Genomic DNA, 20036 nt, shown 5'->3' on the forward strand with positions numbered 1-20036 from the left:
CAAAAGAACTCTATTACCTAAAATATTCCAGTGCCCTACTATAATAAAAGGCAGATTTAAACATTTTGGGGATGTCAGGAAGTAAACATAACTTCCTGACTCAAATTTTTATCTTGGCTATGGGTTTGAAACTTACAACTTTTGATCGTCAGCATTAGGTGTCACAATGTAATCATTCTGAATGTTGCTCTCTGGAATTGCCTTCATAAAACTATGGATCGCGTTGTCTGCATTCGCTCCGTAACTTGCCAATAATGTTCCCTTACTTCCGTCCATGGTTTGAATGACGTACAATAGAGACATATCTGACGGATTACTCATGCCCTCAAAACGATGTTCCTTTAAAATGGTAACCTCATGAAGGCGAATAGAGATGCTTTGAGACGACATTCTCCAATTGATCATCAACTATGCGATATTGATCCGTAAAACCCACAGCTTCATAGCGGTTAATATAGTCTAATTCGTTTTTGGTAGAATCATTGTTCATAAGGCTCTGGATTTTGATTAAAATTCGCTTCTAAAAAGAAGAAAGTTAAAGGTCTGAACTAAAAGCAACGCATCCTATCACAAACCAATAAATTATTAATCGAATACATTAAACTATGAAAATTGCTGTATAAACTACAGGATCACTACTACTGATTTTAATATCCTGAGGTATAAGTAACGTGTGGGAGATTTTGTTTAGAGTCACAAACCTGCTCAATGGCAAGGTTGAGTCAATCCTCCCCATATTTCTGGCAAAAAGGGACGAAAAAGTAAGAAAGGCTACATATAGCAGTTTTTTAGATTGATATTAAACGATATTATTTGGTGCCTTTTGTAGGACTTTTCGCGGAGAAAGAGGAACTATCCAAATTCCCATTTTTACAGCATTTAGAGGGCTTAAAACGACCCTCAAAATTTAGTGACCCCGAATTAGCCCCTTTTTAACAAAAGTTTGGGAATTTTATTTAATTTATGCCTCTTTGGCGTCAAAACATACTGAAATGGGTCATTTTTCAAGGCTAGTTAATTTTTATGATTACCTCAATTTGCAACAATTTTAAATTCTATTTTTAAATAGTAACATATAACTAATATTTTGGTCGTTTAAAACCTTGGTAGTTCCATAGAAAATAAAATAAAATCGAAGTAACCAACTAATCGGTATATGGTTTTAGAGGAACAATAGTTCCATCAACATTATAAGTTATTTCAGCTAATTTCACAGATCTTAAATGGGTAACTCCATTTGATAAACTTGAGTCATGGTAAAATAAATACCATTTATTTTCGACTTCACAAATGGAATGGTGGCTCGTCCAACCAACCACAGGTTCTAATAGTATCCCTTGGAAGGTAAATGGACCATAAGGATTATCGCCTATTGCATAACAAATAAGATGTGTATCACCGGTAGAATATGAGAAATAATAGTTACCGTTGTATTTGTGCATCCACGAGGCTTCAAAAAAGCGTCTGCCAATATCTCCGGCTAATAGTAAATTACCCGCCGCGTCTAAAATTTCCAATTGTTTTGGAGATTCAGAAAATTCTAATAAATCATCCGTTAGTTTTGCGACAAGTGGTAATAACGCAGGCTCATTATCTTTAGGAATGAAGGCCGTAGGATTTTTAGGCTCATCTGGATTAAAACTTTCAGATCTCCAACGTTGTAATTGGCCGCCCCATAGACCTCCAAAGTACATATAATAGTTGCCATCATCATCTTTAAAAACAGCAGGGTCTATGGAGAAACTGCCTTTAATTGCTTCGGGTTGTGCTGTAAATGGACCTGTTGGTGAAGCACTTATGGCGACACCAATTCTAAAGATTCCATCATAAGCTTTCGCCGGAAAAAACAAATAGTATTTGCCATCTTTTTCATGAGCATCTGGAGCCCATAGCTGTTTTTCAGCCCAAGGAATGTCTTTCACATGTAGCGCTACACCGTTATCTACAGCTTCACTATTTATGGAATCCATAGAAATAACATGGTAATCTTCCATTGCAAAATGACTTCCTAAATCATCGAATGCTTCTCCTGCGTCGATATCATGGGATGGGTAAATATATATTTTTCCATTAAAAACATGCGCCGATGGATCTGCAGTATATATGTGAGAAATTAGGGGTTTAGAAATTGCTTTTTTATTTAATTCTGTAAAGTCAATATGTTTAACAGTATCTTCTGGCATTGTATTAAAATTTTAATTGATTCTTCTTTCTTTTAAATCCTTTTCAATTTGTACTTCCATGTTTTTATTTATTTCATAGAAAAACAAAAGTCCCGTACCTACTAAAAAAGGAATTGCAGCGTAAATGCTAACAAGCATTTTTGTACCTAAAATGGCGTCATCCGATTGTATTGGAAGATCAGCGTTATATCCATAACTGCCTAAAATCCCGGTGACAAGGGCACTTCCAATACTTAATCCGCCTTTTAATCCAACCATCATTGCTGAAAATATAATAGCTGTGGCGCGGCGGTTTGTTTTCCATTCAGAATAATCCGCTACGTCTGCAATCATTGCCCATAAAAGAGGAATGGTAATTCCGTAGAAAAAGCCGTGAAATATTTGTGATAGAAACATCAAACCAACGGCAGTTGATGGAATGATATAAAAGGCTAAAATAAATAATGTTGAAACAAATAAGAAGATTCCAAAAATGTTACGTTTTCCATATCTATCAGCTAAACCTTTGGAAAACATAATCCCTACAATCATAAAGCTAATGCCACCGGCATTAAATAATCCAAAGCCGGCAGAAACAGGATTTCCACTAAAAAAATTGAATCCAATTCCTGATAAAAATGCCAAAATGGGTTCTAAAAATTGAGTCAACGCAGTTTCATCAACATAGTTTTCAAAATAATACACATACGAGCCTCCTTTGATTGCTAAGGTTATAAACACCAATGCGGTTAAAACAAGCATGAGTATCCAAGGTCTATTTTTTACTAAATCTCCTATGTCTTCTTTAAGAGTTGATTTTTGTTCAGGTTTAGGAACAATACGTTCTTTTGTAGTGAAAAATGTAATTAGCAACATAACAGATCCAATAATTGCCAACCAAGTCATTACTATTTCAATTCCCACAGCTTTGTCTCCACCACCAGCAGTTTCAATTATTGGCAACATAAATACTTGAACAAAAAATTGAGCTACCATTACAGCCACAAAACGATACGATGAAATGCTGTTACGTTCACCCATATTACCCGTAATAACACCACTTAAAGCCGAATAGGGCAAATTATTGGCGGCGTATAGCATCAATAATAGGGTATAGGTAATTACAGCATAAATAACTTTTCCTTTGTAACTAAAATCCGGAGTGCTAAAGGCTAGTAAAGCCACAATTCCCAATGGTACTGCCGTCCATAAAATCCAAGGACGAAATTTACCCCATCTGGTATTGGTTCTATCGGCAATTGCACCCATAATTGGATTAAAAGCAAAAGCTGCAACAAGACCCACCGATAGTATGATTATGGAAGCATCGTTGGGTTTAAGACCATAAATATCTGTATAGAAATAGGCTAAATAAGTCATTAATGTTTGGAAAACAAGGTTTGCTGCCAAGTCTCCAAGACTATATCCTATTTTTTCTTTTACTGATAACTTTTGCATATTAGTCGTCATAATCTATTTATTTTTTAAGGCTAATACACTGTGATAGGCTTTTTTAGGTTCATAGTTTCTATCAAACAATAAAGGGTGATTAGTTCTGCCTTTTATGGGCCAATTATTTAACCAAGAATGATCGTCATTCACACCCCAAAATGTCACTCTATCTATCTTATCTTTATGTTTGAGGAAAAGTTTAAAAATATCTTCATAACGTTTGGCTAACTGAGTTTGCGCTGAATCTGTAAGTTTTATAGGATATGGATTCATTTTGGGGTCGCTCTCAAACTGCTCATAACTTTGCTCAACAGCTGCACCGTCCAAATCCCAAGGGTTTGGAAGCGCGGTAATGTCTAATTCAGTAAAACTGACTTTAACTCCAAGATCGGAGTATGCAATAATACTATTCTCAATGTCTTCAATAGAAGGACCAAGCAAACTCCAATGGGCTTGCATGCCAACCCCATCTATTTTTATGCCTTCCTCTTGAAGTGATTTTACAAGTTTAACAACTCCAGCTCTTTTTTCAGGTTTCCATAAATTATAATCATTATATATGAGCTTAGCGTCGGGATCAGTTTCAGCAGCTATTTTAAAAGCATATGCAATATATTTTTCACCCATTAATTTTAAAAATAGAGATTCCCTCAACGTCCCATCTTCGTTCAAAGCTTCATTTACAACATCCCACGTATCAATTCTGCCTTTATATCTTCCTGCAACTTTAGTTATATGAGTCTTAATGGTATTGGCCAATGTTGCACTATCTTTAATAGTATGTACCCAGGGTGCCAGTTGACTATGCCATAATAGGGTATGACCAACAATGTGCATATTATTTTTTTCTCCTAATGCAACATATTTATCAGCTGTTTCAAAATAATAAGAATCTTTTTCCGGATGAATTTGCTCCCATTTCATATCGTTTTCTGGTGAAATGGAATTAAACTCCTTTTTAAGAAGTGCGTTTGATAAAGAATCCGTTTGATTTATTTGAGACCTACTGATGGCAGCTCCGATTAAGAAATCGTTTTTAAATGATTCTTTAAGAGAAATCAGTGACGTAGTGGTGTCTTTTTTTTCTGTATTGTTTTTACAATTAAAAAAAAGAGGAAAAGCTAACAAAAGTAAAAATAGTGTCGATGGTTTATGAGTCATAATTATGGAATTATTTTAGTAGGTATTTAATGATGTTCATTATAATATTAATTTGACTAAAACTACTTTTAAGCAGGGTAGTGCACTAAAACAAAATCGACAAATCTTAAAACAATTGTTGCATTTCATGATATTTGGGGGCATGCTCGAATATTTATATTATAATGAGAAGAATTTTTATTGATTCTACAACCCTTTTGAATGGAAACGGGAGCCCTATTTTCTCATCTAGATTGGGGAGATTCTTAAATGACTTTTATCTTATATAGACTGACAAAATAAAAAATTTCATAAAAAATGATTAATTTAAATGCCTGTAAGTATCTGTATTTTTTTATTCAATATTGCAGCATTAGGTATCCATATCCTATAAATTTAAAAGCACTTTCATGATTTTATAGGAACAGAACTTCTCTTGATATAAAAACCATCAAGCCGAGGTGGCAGTTTATTGAAAATTTACTAGGTTATAAGAAGTAATGAAAATCCATTATTCAATGAGAGCTAAAGTTAAAAACCAGAAATCACCCTTCTATTTAAGGTTAATTTGCATGATTTTGTTAGGTGTAACACAAACATCCTGCAAAACTCTATCAAATGATAATAAAGCTATTATTGCTGCTGGGGCTAAACTTACTCTGGTTGCTGATGGCTTCAAATTTACTGAAGGTCCTGCTGCAGATAAACTGGGTAATGTCTATTTTACAGACCAACCAAATGACCGCATTATAAAATGGAATGCTATTGATAACACCGTTTCTGATTATATGAAACCGTCAGGACGCTCAAATGGGCTCTATTTTGATCAGCAAGGAAATCTACTGGCCGCTGCTGATCAAGAGAATGAAGTATGGCGCATAGACTCGGAGAAAAAAGTAACTGTACTCATTAATGGTTTTGATGGTAAAAAATTGAATGGACCAAATGATCTTTGGGTGGATTCCAAAGGGGGTATATATTTTACTGACCCTTATTACCAGCGCCCTTGGTGGACACATAAAGCGGCTGAGCAAAAATCAAAAAGGGTTTATTATTTAGCTAAAAATTCTGATACACCAAAAATTGTAGCCGATGATAACTTTATTCAACCTAATGGGATTATCGGTACACCCGATGGCAAAACATTATATGTTTCTGATCTTGGGGATAAAAAAACCTATAGCTATACCATTGAAGTTAATGGTACTCTTTCTCATAAAAAACTATTTGTAGATTTGGGTTCTGATGGGATGACTATAGACCATTTAGGTAATATTTACCTAACAGGAGATGGAGTTACAGTTTTTAATTCTAACGGTCAACACATAGAACACATTATTGTGCCTCAAAATTGGACAGCCAATGTCACTTTTGGAGGACTGAATCGAAAAACACTTTTTATTACTGCAATGGATTCTGTTTATACTTTGGAGATGACGGTAAATGGGGTAATTAATTAAATATAAAATATAGCTTACCATTTGTATACACTATTTTATGGCTTAACTGTCTATATCCTTATCATATAGGATTCCAGTGTTATTTCTTCCCTATTTTCAATGGGAATTTTTAGCAACTTTAACAGCGCTTAAAAAATCACTTTTAAAAATATGCTCGAATCAATATACTAGCTATCATCTTCAACCTGTCTCACCAAAAAAGTGCTGTATTATGTAGCCTAAAGAATTTAAAAGCATCCACAGTTTGTAAATAATTTTTCAGTGAGTATTCAAGAATGCAATAACCTATTTATTAGTACCTCTAGCGCTAACTTTTTTCAGTTGAATATTAAATCCATTTGAGAGGTTTTCTAATAATAACTTTAAAGGCTAAGGCATCTGTTCTGAAATTTTATAGTATGGATGAGCAAAGAGGCTTTTAAGATGTTTCGTCTGTGACTAATGAACATTAAATTGAAATTCATTTATAATCAGTTTATTTACAAAAAAACTATTTAAATTTCATTTGCTTAAATGCTTTTTCAACCTGTGTTGTGGGTAAATTACAGGTGGAATTGACGCATATATAAAAATAAGTTTCATCATCCACATAGCGATTTTCTAACAAGGACAAATCGCTTTCATTCGTAGAACCCGCTATTAGAATATTTGGTAAATAATTAGAATTAAGTTCTTTCAATTTCTGTTGAGCTTCCTTTCCAGAAATGGCAACTTCATAATAAGGATTGGAATAATTAAGATAAAGCGAAAGCCAGTTCGAATAACCAGAAGGCGATGCCATCATATCTGAATGTACATTATTTAGCATTTGCTTCGCTAATTTTGAGTAGGTTTCATCAGAATAATAATGACTTAATTTGAATAGGTTTTCAGCCATAATTGAATTGGAAGAAGGAATAACGCCGTCAATGACCTCCATTTTTCGAGTAATTAAATTGGTCTCCAGATTTGAAGTAAAGAAAAACATTTTACTCTTTTCGTCCAAGAAATGATTGATTGTATAAGCTGTAAGCTCATTGGCAGTTTGAAGCCATTGGTCGTCCAAAGTGACCTCATAAAGTGAAATAAACCCTTCAATGACCATCGCATAATCTTCAGAAAAACCTTCAATAGTAGCTTTACCATCTTTATGACTATGGAATAAACCGCCATCGTTCTTGAATTGATTCGTTTTGATAAATTGGGCATTTTTTAAAGCGATGTCTAGATACTCTTGAGTTCCAAAAACACGGTAAGCATCTACATATCCCTTGAGCATAAGCGCATTCCATGAGGTGAGTATTTTATCATCTATTCTTGGCTTTTTTCGTGCGTCTCTAATTTTGAAAAGTTTGCTATTCCATTTTGAAATGAGAGTCCTCAACTCTGCTTTCTTGAGGTTATGCTGGTTTACAAATTCTTCATCAGTTTTTGTTTTTATTAAAATATATCCGCCATCTTCCCATTTGCCTATGGAATTGATATTGTAATAGTTCTTAAATATCTCAAAATCAGATTGAAGAATTGATTTGAGTTCCTTTTCCGTCCAACTGTAATAGGTGCCTTCCTTCAAATTGCCATTCCTATCTTCGCTGTCCGCATCTAAGGAGGCATAAAAACCCCCAGAGGCATCTGTAAGTTCCCTTTTTACAAAATCCAAAGTCTGTTCTACAATAGTTTTATAATGTTCATCTTTTGAAATAAGATAGGCATCAGAGTACAGACTGACCAATTGAGCATTGTCGTAAAGCATCTTTTCAAAATGAGGAATATGCCATTTTTCATCGACTGAATATCTTGAAAATCCACCTCCAATTTGATCATAGAGTCCACCATCGGTCATTTTTGTTAAGCTGTTCATAACAAACCCTTGCAATTCAGTATCATCATTCTGTACACTATGTCTCAAAAGAAGATTCAAATTATTTGGCATTGGAAATTTTGGTGCTGATGCCTGTCCGCCATATTCAAAGTCCAAATTTAATTTCCACGATGCAATAACTGGGTCAAGTTTTTTGGTTGTAAATTGGACTTCTTGGGTATTGAGAGCGACCAATTCAGAAGTTTTGATCCCATGAGTCAATTTTTCTGCATAGTCGATAACTTTTTGAGGGTCATTTCTATACATATTTGAAATGTCGGTCAGGGCTTTTATCCATTGCTCTTTTGTAAAATAAGTGCCGCCAAAAATGGGTCTTCCGTCTGGTAACGTAATACAATTTAACGGCCAGCCTCCGCTGCCAGTCATCAATTGTACGGCGTTCATATAAATTTGGTCAACGTCAGGACGCTCCTCACGGTCGACTTTGATGGATATAAAATTAGCGTTCATCAATTTTGCGACGGAATCATTTTCAAAACTTTCCTCTTCCATCACGTGGCACCAATGACAAGCAGAATAGCCAACAGAAATAATAATAAGTTTTTCGCTCTTTTTCGCAAGTTCCAATGTTTCAGAATTCCATGCCTTCCAATCCACAGGATTATAGGCATGCTGAAGTAGATACGGACTGGTCTCGTAAATCAAATCATTAACAAATCCTTTATTATTATTATTATTATTATCATTTTTGGAACTGTCCTTATTAACGCAGCCGAAAGTTAAAAAAATCGCGCAGAGACAAATGTGTAGTGGTTTCAAACTTAAAATTTTAATCCAATATACTATTTAAAAGAGCAATCGATTTAATGATTTTAAAAGATTTTCATGTATTGCATCACCTGTAATAGTAATTGACACAATTTTGTCTGACAACAGCATTGCATTTTAATTTTCAGGAATATTAAGTTATGAAAATTTAATATTCTTAAAGAATGCAATTTTTTTAAAAAAGCGACATCCTTTTTTCTACTTTTCTTTTACAATTTCTATAAATGTCTATCCAATAAGAGATAGCGCACCATTTGTTTTATTAGATGCATCATTTGTGGTAGTGGTGTTAGGATAGAAAAATTAAGTTTAGCTCATAAATTTTATGGTTTCATTCAACTATATAAATCATTAAATCATCAATTTAAAAACACACAAATTTGTACCAAATAGGATTTGATATTGGAAGTTCGTCCGTAAAAGTAGCATTGGTCGAAACTGCCACAGGAAAAAAAATTAACACACTTCACGAACCAGAAGGCGAAATGCAAATTTTAGCGCTTCATAATGACTGGGCAGAGCAAGACCCTGACTTATGGTGGGAATATATTTGCAACGCAACCAAGCGCATCATTAAGGACTCTAATATTAATGCCAGCAAGATTTCAGGCATTGGGATTTCATACCAAATGCATGGTTTGGTCATTGTTGATAAGGACGGAAAAGCCTTAAGACATTCTATTATATGGTGTGATAGTCGTGCTGTTGAGATTGGTAATCGCGCTTTTAAGGATTTAGGAGAAACCTTTTGTTCAGAAAACTTGCTCAATTCTCCAGGAAATTTTACTGCTTCTAAATTAAAATGGGTAAAGGATAATGAACCTGAACTTTACGAGCAAATTTATAAATACATGCTTCCTGGCGATTATATTGCCTATAAATTGACGAATGTCATTAACACAACAAAAAACGGACTGTCGGAAGGTATTCTATGGAATTATAAAACCAATAGCCTTGCCACTGACCTATTGGATTATTATGGCATCGATAAGGATTTGACTCCTGATATTGTAGAAAATTTCACAAATCAAGGGGAAGTATCGGATCAGGCCTCAAAGCAAACAGGATTACCAAAAGGAATTCCAGTTACCTATCGCTCTGGTGACCAGCCTAACAATGCCATGTCGCTCAATATTTTCAAACCTGGAGAAGTAGCCGCAACCGGCGGAACTTCTGGTGTCATTTATGCGGTAACGGACCATTTGAAACCAAAAGAGGTGTCACGTGTCAATCATTTTGCACATGTCAATTATACTTCTGAAAAGCCTATTGTTGGTCGTTTGTTAAATATTAACGGGGCAGGGATCCAATACCGATGGTTACGAAACCACAGCATTGAGAATTCCTACGAAAACATGAACCGAAAAGCATCCAAGGTAGCCATCGGGTCAGACGGTGTCGTTGTTATTCCATTCGGGAATGGCGCGGAACGCATGTTAAACAATAAAAATGTTGGTACCCACTTCTGCAATTTAAATCTTAATCAACATCACAACGGGCATCTGTATCGCGCGGCATTAGAAGGAATCGCTTTCTCTTTTGTTTATGGCATAGATATCTTAAAGAATGATTCTACGGTCATCAACGTGATCAGGGCAGGAAATGACAATTTGTTCAGGTCTGAAATCTTTGCAAATACTGTGGCCTCCTTAATTGGTCACGAAATAGAAATCTACAATACAACAGGAGCTGTAGGTGCAGCAAGAGCATCCGCTTTAACGGATGGCAATTTTGAACAGTTTGGAGAGAACATCACAAAAAATGACCATGTGATGACCTATATGCCGCTTAAAAACATAGAGTCCTATCAAAAGGCTTATCAACACTGGAAAAACGAATTGGAAATTATACTTAACAATAAATAATTATTATGGCAGTTACAGAATTTTTTAAAGGAATCAACAAAATTAAATATGAGGGGCATCTATCAGATAACCCATTAGCATTCAAATATTACGATGCAGATAAGGTCGTGGCGGGCAAAACAATGCGCGAGCATTTCAGATTTTCAATTGCCTACTGGCATACCTTCTGTGGTCAAGGTTCCGATCCGTTCGGTCCTGGGACACAAAATTTTGAATGGGACAAATCATCAGACCCAATTCAAGCAGCAAAAGACAAAGCTGATGCCGCTTTCGAATTCATTTCAAAAATGGGCTTTGAGTATTTCTGCTTCCATGATTTTGATTTGATTCAAGAAGGGAGCACGTTTGCAGAATCGGAAAAAAGATTGTCAACTATTGTCGATTATATTAAGGAGAAAAAAGCTGACTCAAACATTAAATTACTTTGGGGAACGGCCAATTGCTTTTCAAACCCGCGTTACATGAACGGTGCGGCAACCAATCCTGATTTTGATGTGCTTGCAAGAGCTGGTGGACAAGTAAAATTGGCACTTGATGCCACTATGGCTTTGGATGGCGAAAACTATGTTTTTTGGGGGGGACGTGAAGGTTATATGTCTTTGTTAAATACTGATATGGGTCGCGAATTGGATCACATGGCACAATTCCTAACGATGGCGAAAGATTACGCAAGAAGCCAAGGGTTTAAAGGCACATTCTTCATTGAGCCTAAACCTATGGAACCATCCAAACATCAATATGATTTTGATACGGCAACCGCCATCGGTTTCTTAAAGGAATATGGTTTGGATAAAGATTTCAAAATCAATATAGAGGTTAATCATGCCACACTTGCACAACATACCATGCAACATGAACTTGCCGTTGCTGCAAAAGCTGGAATGTTAGGAAGCATCGATGCCAATAGAGGCGATTACCAAAATGGCTGGGATACGGATCAATTTCCAAACAACATCCAGGAAACAACGGAAGCCATGCTTGTGTTTTTAGAAGCAGGCGGACTCCAAGGCGGTGGTGTTAATTTTGATGCAAAGATTAGACGTAACTCTACAGATCTTGATGATGTCTTCCACGCACATATTGGGGGAGCAGATACCTTTGCGAGAGCATTGCTTGTTGCAGACAAGATTTTAAAGTCCTCGCCTTATAAAAAATTAAGGGAAGAGCGTTATAGCTCATTCGATTCAGGAAAAGGAAAAGATTTTGAAAACGGAAAATTAAGCATGAAGGATTTGTATAAAATCGCACAGGAAAATGGCGAATTGGCCTTGAAAAGCGGAAAGCAGGAACTTTTTGAAAATATCATTAACCAACATATCTAATTTAAACTGCTAACCGACTTCATATATGTCAACAACGACCACAAATACAGGGTATCTTATTAAATTAACCCTCGTAGCGACCTTGGGAGGTCTGCTTTTTGGGTACGATACAGGCGTCATTTCAGGAACCGTAGGTTCTTTGGATAGCTTTTTTGTTATCCCAAAAGGCTTGAGCGAGACCGCGGCAAATGCATTTAAAGGATTTTTGGTATCTAGTGCTTTGATTGGTTGTATTATTGGTGGTGCTTTTGGTGGTATTATTAGTAAAAAATTGGGACGTAGAAACGGACTCATTTTGGCCGGTGTATTATTCTTGATTTCCGCTTTAGGCTCTGCAATGCCCGAGATGTTTATAAAACCAATAGGTGAAGCAGACCACACATTTTCAACCATTTTCATTGTCTATCGAATTTTAGGCGGTATTGGCGTTGGATTGGCTTCCATGCTCTCTCCTTTATATATAGCTGAAGTTTCGCCGGCCAAGAGTAGGGGACGATTGGTGTCCTTTAATCAATTGGCAATCGTAGCTGGTTTTATGGTGGTTTATTTTGTGAATTATTTTATATCCAGAACAGGTGGCTCGGACGAATGGTTAAATGCCGTGGGTTGGAGATGGATGTTTGCTTCTGAAGTGATTCCGGCTGGATTGTTCCTCGCTCTTTTATTTTTTGTTCCGGATACACCGCGTTCTTTAATGTTGCGCAATCAACCGGAAAAAGCTTTGGATGTTTTGACTAAGGTTAATGGAGAAAATGAGGCAAAAATTATTTTGGCACAGATTAAAACCACCATGGTGCAGCATTCCGGAAAATTATTCTCTTTTGGTTGGTTGGTCATATTTATAGGCATTGTACTATCCATTTTTCAGCAATTTGTGGGCATCAATGTTGTTTTATATTATGCACCTGAGATTTTCAAAAAAATAGATCCTAATACAGATGGTGCGCTTCTATTGACCATTGTGGTTGGGATAGTAAATTTCCTATTTACCATCATTGCTGTAAAATTGGTTGATAAGAAGGGAAGAAAACCACTGATGGTTATTGGTGCCTTGGGCATGTCCATTGCGATGTTCGCTTTGGGTTTTGTGTTCTTTACGGGTGCCACAGGCTACCTAGCTTTGGCGTGTATGATTCTTTATGTCGCAAGTTTCGCCATGAGTTGGGGACCTGTCACTTGGGTGTTACTGTCTGAAATATTCCCTAATAAAATTCGTGGTCGTGCCATGGCAATTGCCGTAGCAGCACAATGGGTTGCAAATTATTTAGTATCGCTGACGTTTCCAATGATGGATGATAATACTTTTTTAACAGAACAATTCAATCATGGTTTTGCCTATTGGATTTACGGCTTGATGAGTTTATTGGCAATGTTTTTTGTCCTGAAATATGTGCCGGAAACGAAAGAGAAAAGTTTGGAAGAAATGGAAGAGCTTTGGACAAAAACAGATTAATTTAATAATCATAATTTTAAAAATAACAACATGAAATTTTTTATAGATACAGCCAACCTAGATGAAATTAAGGAAGCGCAAGCTTTGGGCGTATTGGATGGTGTAACAACTAATCCATCCCTTATGGCGAAAGAAGGCATCAAAGGAAAAGACAACATTCTCAAACATTACAAGGCAATTTGCGATATCGTCGATGGGGATGTAAGTGCCGAGGTCATCGCAACTGATTTTGATAACATGGTCAGAGAAGGCGAGGAATTGGCAGCCCTAAATCCACAGATTGTCGTCAAATTACCGATGATTGCGGATGGTATAAAAGCTTGTAAATACTTTTCGGATAAAGGCATTAAAACCAATGTTACCCTTGTATTTTCAGCTGGCCAAGCATTGTTGGCAGCAAAGGCAGGTGCCACCTATATGTCGCCGTTTTTGGGACGTTTGGATGATGTCTCTACAGATGGTTTACAGTTGATAGCAGATATCAGACTTATTTACGATAACTACGGCTTTGAAACACAAATACTTTCTGCCTCCGTACGCCATACAATGCATGTGGTCAACTGTGCAAAAATAGGTTCAGATGTCATGACTGGTCCGCTGTCCTCCATAACTGGATTGTTAAAACATCCCTTAACGGATAGTGGCCTCGCCAAATTTTTGGAAGATTACAAAAAAGGAAATTAATATGAGCACTACAAAACTGAATGACATGGTCTCGCAGACCAGACGCGATATTTTAAGAATGGTGCATAAGGTCAATTCCGGACATCCGGGAGGGTCTTTGGGTTGTGCCGAATTTTTCGTGGTGCTTTATAATGACGTGATGTCCTTAAAAGAAGGTTTCGATATGGACGGGATAGATGAAGATCTTTTCTTTTTATCCAATGGTCATATTTCGCCGGTTTTTTATAGTGTTTTGGCACGAAGAGGTTATTTTCCTGTGGAAGAATTAAACACTTTTAGACTCATCGATTCCAGATTGCAAGGCCATCCCACCACTCATGAAGGTTTGCCAGGAGTGCGCATCGCTTCAGGATCTTTGGGGCAAGGCATGTCCGTTGCTTTAGGTGCTGCACAAGCAAAAAAACTGAATGGCGATAATTATTTGGTCTATACCTTACATGGTGATGGCGAATTACAGGAAGGTCAGAATTGGGAAGCAATCATGTATGCGGCCGCCAAAAAAGTGGATAACCTGATAACTACCATTGATCTCAACGGACAGCAAATTGATGGAGCAACAAATGATGTCTTGCCAATGGGGAGCATCAAAGCGAAATTTGAAGCTTTTGGTTGGGACGTATTAGAGATTGAAAAAGGCAATGATGTGGAAGCCATCCAAAAAGGAATGAAAGATGCAAAATTGAAAACAGGCAAAGGTAAACCCGTTTGTATATTGCTCCATACTGTTATGGGCCATGGTGTTGATTTTATGATGCATACCCATGCATGGCATGGCAAAGCCCCCAATGATGAGCAATTACAGAAAGGCTTGGCGCAGAATGCGGATACTTTGGGAGACTATTAATCAAAATTACCTAGTCGGCAGTTTTTTGTCGGCAGTTTCCTAAGATTGCATTTTAAGTCATAGAGCACATCGAAATTTTAAATTTTAAAATACCCACTGTTGTGGTTACAAAATGAAAAGATATACATACACAGATAAAAAAGATACGAGAAGTGGTTTTGGTGATGGGTTAACGGAATTGGGACGGACAAATCCCAATGTAGTTGCTTTATGTGCCGATTTGATAGGATCCTTAAAAATGCAGGATTTTATCAATGAGAATCCAGAACGTTTTTTTCAAATTGGTATTGCGGAAGCCAATATGATGGGCATCGCTGCAGGATTGACTATAGGCGGAAAAATTCCATTTACAGGCACTTTTGCAAATTTCTCGACAGGTCGGGTTTACGATCAAATTCGTCAATCCATTGCCTATTCAGATAAAAATGTAAAGATTTGTGCGTCCCACGCAGGAGTGACCTTAGGCGAAGATGGCGCCACACATCAAATTCTAGAGGATATCGGTCTGATGAAAATGCTTCCCGGAATGACCGTCATCAATACGTGTGATTACAACCAAACGAAAGCGGCAACCATTGCCATTGCAAAGCATCACGGTCCAGTTTATTTACGATTCGGTCGTCCAGTAGTCCCTATTTTTATGCCAGAAGACGAGTTTGAAATCGGTAAGGCCATCAAACTCACAGAAGGGAAGGATGTTACGATTGTTGCTACAGGGCATCTGGTTTGGGAAGCCCTACAAGCCTCCGAAGTCCTTTTGGACGCACACGGCATTGAAGCGGAAGTCATTAATATCCATACCATAAAGCCACTGGATGAAGAAGCCATTTTAGAATCTGTAAAAAAAACAGGCTGTGTCGTAACTGCGGAGGAACACAATATTTTTGGTGGTCTGGGAGAAAGTGTTTCCAGATTGCTTACAACAAGGCTTCCAAAACCACAGGAGTTCGTTGGCACTCAAGACACCTTCGGAGAAAGTGGAACACCAGAACAATTGATGGTCAAATATGGTTTGAATAGTAAATCAATCGTCAGTGCAGTTAGGAAGGTCATAAAGCGTAAATAGAAAATACAGTTAATGAATGGTTGCCATGAAAACGAAATTGACACAAAAAGATATCGCAAATCAATTCAATGTCTCCATTTCCACAGTATCCAAATCATTAAATAATAGCATCGAAATAAGCCTGACAACGCGACGGGATATTCAGACTTACGCCAAAAAGAATAATTACATTCCAAATCTCAGCGCCTTACGGTTACGGACCAACAAAAGCAAAACCATCGGGATTGTAGTTCCCAACATCTTGAATAGTTTTTTTTCCAAAGTCTTTGCTGGCGTAGAGGAAGTGACGACCAAACGTGGCTATATCTTAATTTCATCCATTTCCAACGATTCTTATCATAAGGAGGTTGAAATCATAGACCGTTTGCGAAAGGGTGTTTTAGACGGAATTATTCTATCCATTGCAGAGGAAACTGAGGCAAAACAGGATTTCACTCATCTTCAGGAAGCCATTTCGGAAGAGATGCCAATCGTTCTTTTCGATCGCGTGTCACATACGCTTAATTGTGATAAAGTGATTGCGGACGATTTTGAGGCTGCTTTTAATGCCACGCAGAAATTGATAGATTCGGGTTGCAGTACCATTGCGGTTATATCATTAATTGACGATACAAGTGTCGGTAAATTAAGGGTGGATGGCTATAAGGCAGCAATGACTGCTAATGATTTAGAAGAAATATTTGTATTCAAAATTAAGAAAGAAGAAGATTTTAATTCGGTGATGGTCAATGAACTCAACCAGCGCAAATTTGACGCCTTTCTTTGTTTGGAAGAAAGTGCAACCGTTCAAATCCTGCAAGTCATAAAATCTTTCGGATATCAAGTTCCTGCGGATGTATCCATTACCAGTTTTACCAATGGAAAATTACAACGTTATTTGACGCCGTCCATCACTACCATCAGTCAGCACGGAAAGCGTGTGGGCAAAAAAGCCGCAAAAATGCTCATTGACCGATTGGAAAACAAATCCACAGACTATGATTTTCAAACAAAAGTTGTAAAAACAACTTTGATAGCGCGCGAATCCACAAAACAATAGTAACCAACTTAAAATTTGAAAATGCAAATACATAACAAGATTATATGCCGATGTTGTCATATCCTAATTATGGGAATATCAAGCGTTGTTTTCTCCCAACCAAAAGCCGTTAAAATTGAAGGAGAATTGAAACAATGGCACAAATTAACCTTGCATTTTGAAAGTGAGGAAATGAGTGAAAATGATGCCTATAACCCATTTTTAAATTACCGGTTAAATGTAACTTTTACCAATGGCAATCAAATAGTCGTAGTACCCGGATTTTATGCGACAGATGGCAATGCTGCTGAAACAAGTGCCGAAAATGGTAACATCTGGAAGGTTCACTTTATGCCAAATCATACAGGAACGTGGTCTTACAACGTCTCGTTTCGAAAAGGAGATGCCATTGCAGTAAGTGACGATGCTAACGCAGGACAGCCAACAGGTTTTGATGGTGCATCGGGAATTTTCAAAATTGAAGATTCTTCTGAACGAACAGATGGACGACTTATATATAATGGTTCGCGCTATCTGATACATGAAGAAAGTAAAAAACCATTCCTAAAAGGCGGAACGGACAGTCCGGAGAATCTTTTGGGGTATTTTGAGTTTGATCAAACGCCACCTAGCCACAAATATGAACCCCATGCCCAAGATTGGAAGTCAGGCGACCCAACTTGGCAAAATGGAAAAGGAAAAAATATCATTGGAGGCATGAATTATCTGGCTTCAAAAGGAATGAACTCGGTTTATTTTTTGACCATGAATGTTCAGGGCGATGGTAATGACGTATGGCCTTGGATTAATGAAAATGAACGCTACCGATTTGATGTTAGCAAGTTGGCGCAATGGGAAGTCGTTTTTGACCACTTGGATAATTTGGGTCTTATGTTGCACATCGTCACGCAAGAAACCGAAAACGAATTACTTTTGGATATAGGACAATTGGGCGTTCAGCGCAAATTATATTATCGAGAACTGATTGCCCGTTTTGCGCACCATCTCGCCATCACATGGAATTTGGGCGAAGAAAATGGTCCTGTACATTGGTCACCTAAAGGGCAGGATGATGCCGATAGAAAAGCAATGGCAAAATACTTTAAACAAACCGATCCCTATAAAAACTTTGTCGTATTACATACTCATTCCGTGCCAGAAGAACAGGATTTATTTTTGAATCCCTTGTTGGGCTATGAATTTCTTGATGGTCCCGCAATTCAAATTCATCATCCCGATTTAGTTCACGAAACCACAAAAAAATGGGTAAACGCTTCACAATTAACAGCTCATCAATGGGTCGTAAATACAGACGAAATAGGTCCAGCAGATGCAGGTGCAAAACCAGATGCAGATGACCCTGAACACGACGCGATACGCGCAGAAGTGCTGTGGGGAACTTTGATGGCAGGGGGAGCAGGCGTTGAATGGTATTTTGGATACAAATATGCGCATAACGATTTAAATTGCGAAGATTGGCGTTCCAGAAACAATATTTGGGAGCAAACCAAATATGCACTCGATTTCTTTAACGAGCATCTTCCATTTGCGACTATGCAATCAGCCGATGGGCTGACCGATAATCCAAAAGATTATGTGTTTGCAAAAAATGGCGCCGTGTACGTCATTTATCTACCGCAGGTAAAAGAAACGATGCTCAATCTATATGGAACCAAAGGCGATTTTATCGTGAAGTGGTACAATCCTAGAACTGGTGGAGACTTAATAAATGGTAGTATTAAAAAAGTAAAAGCTGGCGGCATCGTCAACATTGGCTTGCCACCAAATTCGGAAAAAGATTGGGTCGCCTTAATCCGCTCCCCTAAACCAGCGTTGACTCAAACCTCTGACAGTGCACCTCAAGTTATTACATTGGATGCCTTGACCGATTTTGAATTGGTGACTTCTGATAATAACATACAATATTACAAGGATGAAGCGAACGGCGTTTTGGCAATCGATGCGAGCCAAAACGCGATGCGTAAGGGTTATGCATCAGCACGTACGATTTTTAGAGGTGCATCAGGAATTTACAATGCTATGTTTGTCAGCATGGCAGAAAACGATGGCGAATCCGTATATCTTATCAGTAAAAATGGAACTGTCTTGGATACGGTAATTAATCCGGAAGAGAATGATAATTTTAAAACGTTTCGTCATCAACAAAAAAAATACTATTTGAAGACTGATGATATCATAACTATTTCGTCCAAGGCAGCAACCAATGGAAAAATTCCAGAAAATGGTGAAACCGCATGGTCGAGAGGACGCTGGAATGCCCTCATCTTAGTTCCAGATGGGCTTTCAATACAGGCCCAATTAAAGGATGCAAAACCTTTTGAAGAAACAGATGGTTATATTAAAATTGAAGCAGAAGCTTACCAATATGAGTCCAACAACGGTACAAAGCGAAATTGGTATGTTAGAAATATCAATGATAGTATTCCAATTCCTGAAAAAAACCCAACAAACCATAGCTCAACTGCCAATGGAAACATGTACATTGAAGCTCTACCCGATACGAGAATAACCCATGATGATGAACTGATTCTGGGAGAGAATTTCTTCCCAATTGCAGGTGTAGGAGGCGTGGTTTCGTACAAGGTCAATTTTAAATCTGCTGGTAAATATTATGTTTGGGCCAGAGCTTTTTCAAGTGGTACTGAAGATAATGGGGTGCACGTTGGTATTGATGAAGAATGGCCTGAAAGTGGTGCGCGTATGCAATGGTGTCAGGATAAAAACCAATGGGCTTGGTCATCTGCGCAACGCGTTCCAGACAATCATTGCGGTGTTCCAAATACTGTTTATTTAGAAATTAATGAAGTAGGCGAACACCTTGTCTCCTTTTCAATGCGAGAAGATGGATTTGAAATGGATAGCTTTATTTTAACGAAAGATGTTAACTTTAAGCCAGAATAATTTTTTATAAGAGATAGTT

General features: G+C 37.4%; 14 protein-coding genes. 9 read left to right on the forward strand and 5 right to left on the reverse strand.

The window, feature by feature from the left end:
• Positions 1-132: 132 nt before the first annotated feature.
• The 4 genes from JEM65_RS08260 to JEM65_RS08275 all read right to left on the reverse strand — a co-directional run bounded on the left by JEM65_RS08260 (position 133) and on the right by JEM65_RS08275 (position 4775).
• Positions 133-405 (reverse strand): hypothetical protein, encoded by a 273-nt coding sequence (locus JEM65_RS08260; RefSeq protein WP_199598474.1) that lies wholly within the window; start codon positions 403-405, stop codon positions 133-135.
• Positions 406-1145: 740 nt separating this feature from the next.
• Positions 1146-2183, reverse strand: a complete 1038-nt coding sequence (locus JEM65_RS08265) for a glycoside hydrolase family 43 protein (protein ID WP_199598475.1) — start codon at positions 2181-2183, stop codon at positions 1146-1148.
• Between the two features lie 12 nt (positions 2184-2195).
• Positions 2196-3632 carry an MFS transporter gene (locus JEM65_RS08270; protein ID WP_199598476.1) on the reverse strand — a complete coding sequence of 479 codons (1437 nt, stop codon included), beginning with the start codon at positions 3630-3632 and terminating at the stop codon, positions 2196-2198.
• A gap of 3 nt (positions 3633-3635) precedes the next feature.
• Entirely contained in the window at positions 3636-4775 is a 1140-nt protein-coding gene (locus tag JEM65_RS08275; RefSeq protein WP_199598477.1) for an endo-1,4-beta-xylanase, read from the reverse strand.
• A gap of 497 nt (positions 4776-5272) precedes the next feature.
• Between JEM65_RS08275 and JEM65_RS08280 the strand changes: the two genes are divergently transcribed.
• Complete coding sequence (locus JEM65_RS08280) at positions 5273-6214, forward strand: SMP-30/gluconolactonase/LRE family protein (protein WP_233530581.1); 942 nt, start codon at positions 5273-5275, stop codon at positions 6212-6214.
• Positions 6215-6704: 490 nt separating this feature from the next.
• Here the strand turns inward: JEM65_RS08280 and JEM65_RS08285 are convergent, their stop codons facing one another.
• Complete coding sequence (locus JEM65_RS08285) at positions 6705-8834, reverse strand: thioredoxin domain-containing protein (protein WP_233530582.1); 2130 nt, start codon at positions 8832-8834, stop codon at positions 6705-6707.
• Between the two features lie 389 nt (positions 8835-9223).
• Here JEM65_RS08285 and JEM65_RS08290 point away from each other — a divergent pair, with 389 nt between their 5' ends.
• From JEM65_RS08290 to JEM65_RS08325, 8 genes are all read left to right on the forward strand, one after another.
• On the forward strand, positions 9224-10708 hold the full coding sequence (locus tag JEM65_RS08290) for a xylulokinase (RefSeq protein ID WP_199598478.1): 1485 nt from the start codon (positions 9224-9226) through the stop codon (positions 10706-10708).
• Positions 10709-10713: 5 nt separating this feature from the next.
• Positions 10714-12030: a xylose isomerase gene (gene xylA, locus JEM65_RS08295; protein WP_199598479.1), complete on the forward strand. Its 1317-nt coding sequence runs from the start codon at positions 10714-10716 to the stop codon at positions 12028-12030.
• Between the two features lie 25 nt (positions 12031-12055).
• On the forward strand, positions 12056-13483 hold the full coding sequence (xylE, locus tag JEM65_RS08300; protein WP_199598480.1) for a D-xylose transporter XylE: 1428 nt from the start codon (positions 12056-12058) through the stop codon (positions 13481-13483).
• Between the two features lie 30 nt (positions 13484-13513).
• Entirely contained in the window at positions 13514-14167 is a 654-nt protein-coding gene (fsa, locus tag JEM65_RS08305; protein ID WP_199598481.1) for a fructose-6-phosphate aldolase, read from the forward strand.
• Between the two features lies 1 nt (position 14168).
• The gene (locus JEM65_RS08310; protein ID WP_199598482.1) at positions 14169-15011 is read left to right on the forward strand and encodes a transketolase; all 843 of its coding nucleotides are present in this window, start codon (positions 14169-14171) and stop codon (positions 15009-15011) included.
• Between the two features lie 112 nt (positions 15012-15123).
• Positions 15124-16077, forward strand: coding sequence for a transketolase family protein (locus tag JEM65_RS08315; RefSeq protein ID WP_199598483.1), 954 nt, complete (start codon positions 15124-15126; stop codon positions 16075-16077).
• A gap of 25 nt (positions 16078-16102) precedes the next feature.
• Positions 16103-17116, forward strand: a complete 1014-nt coding sequence (locus JEM65_RS08320) for a LacI family DNA-binding transcriptional regulator (RefSeq protein WP_199598484.1) — start codon at positions 16103-16105, stop codon at positions 17114-17116.
• Positions 17117-17185: 69 nt separating this feature from the next.
• Positions 17186-20017, forward strand: a complete 2832-nt coding sequence (locus JEM65_RS08325; RefSeq protein ID WP_199598485.1) for a DUF5060 domain-containing protein — start codon at positions 17186-17188, stop codon at positions 20015-20017.
• Positions 20018-20036: the final 19 nt, after the last annotated feature.

The organism is Gelidibacter salicanalis (assembly GCF_016469035.1).
GTDB lineage: Bacteria > Bacteroidota > Bacteroidia > Flavobacteriales > Flavobacteriaceae > Gelidibacter > Gelidibacter salicanalis_A.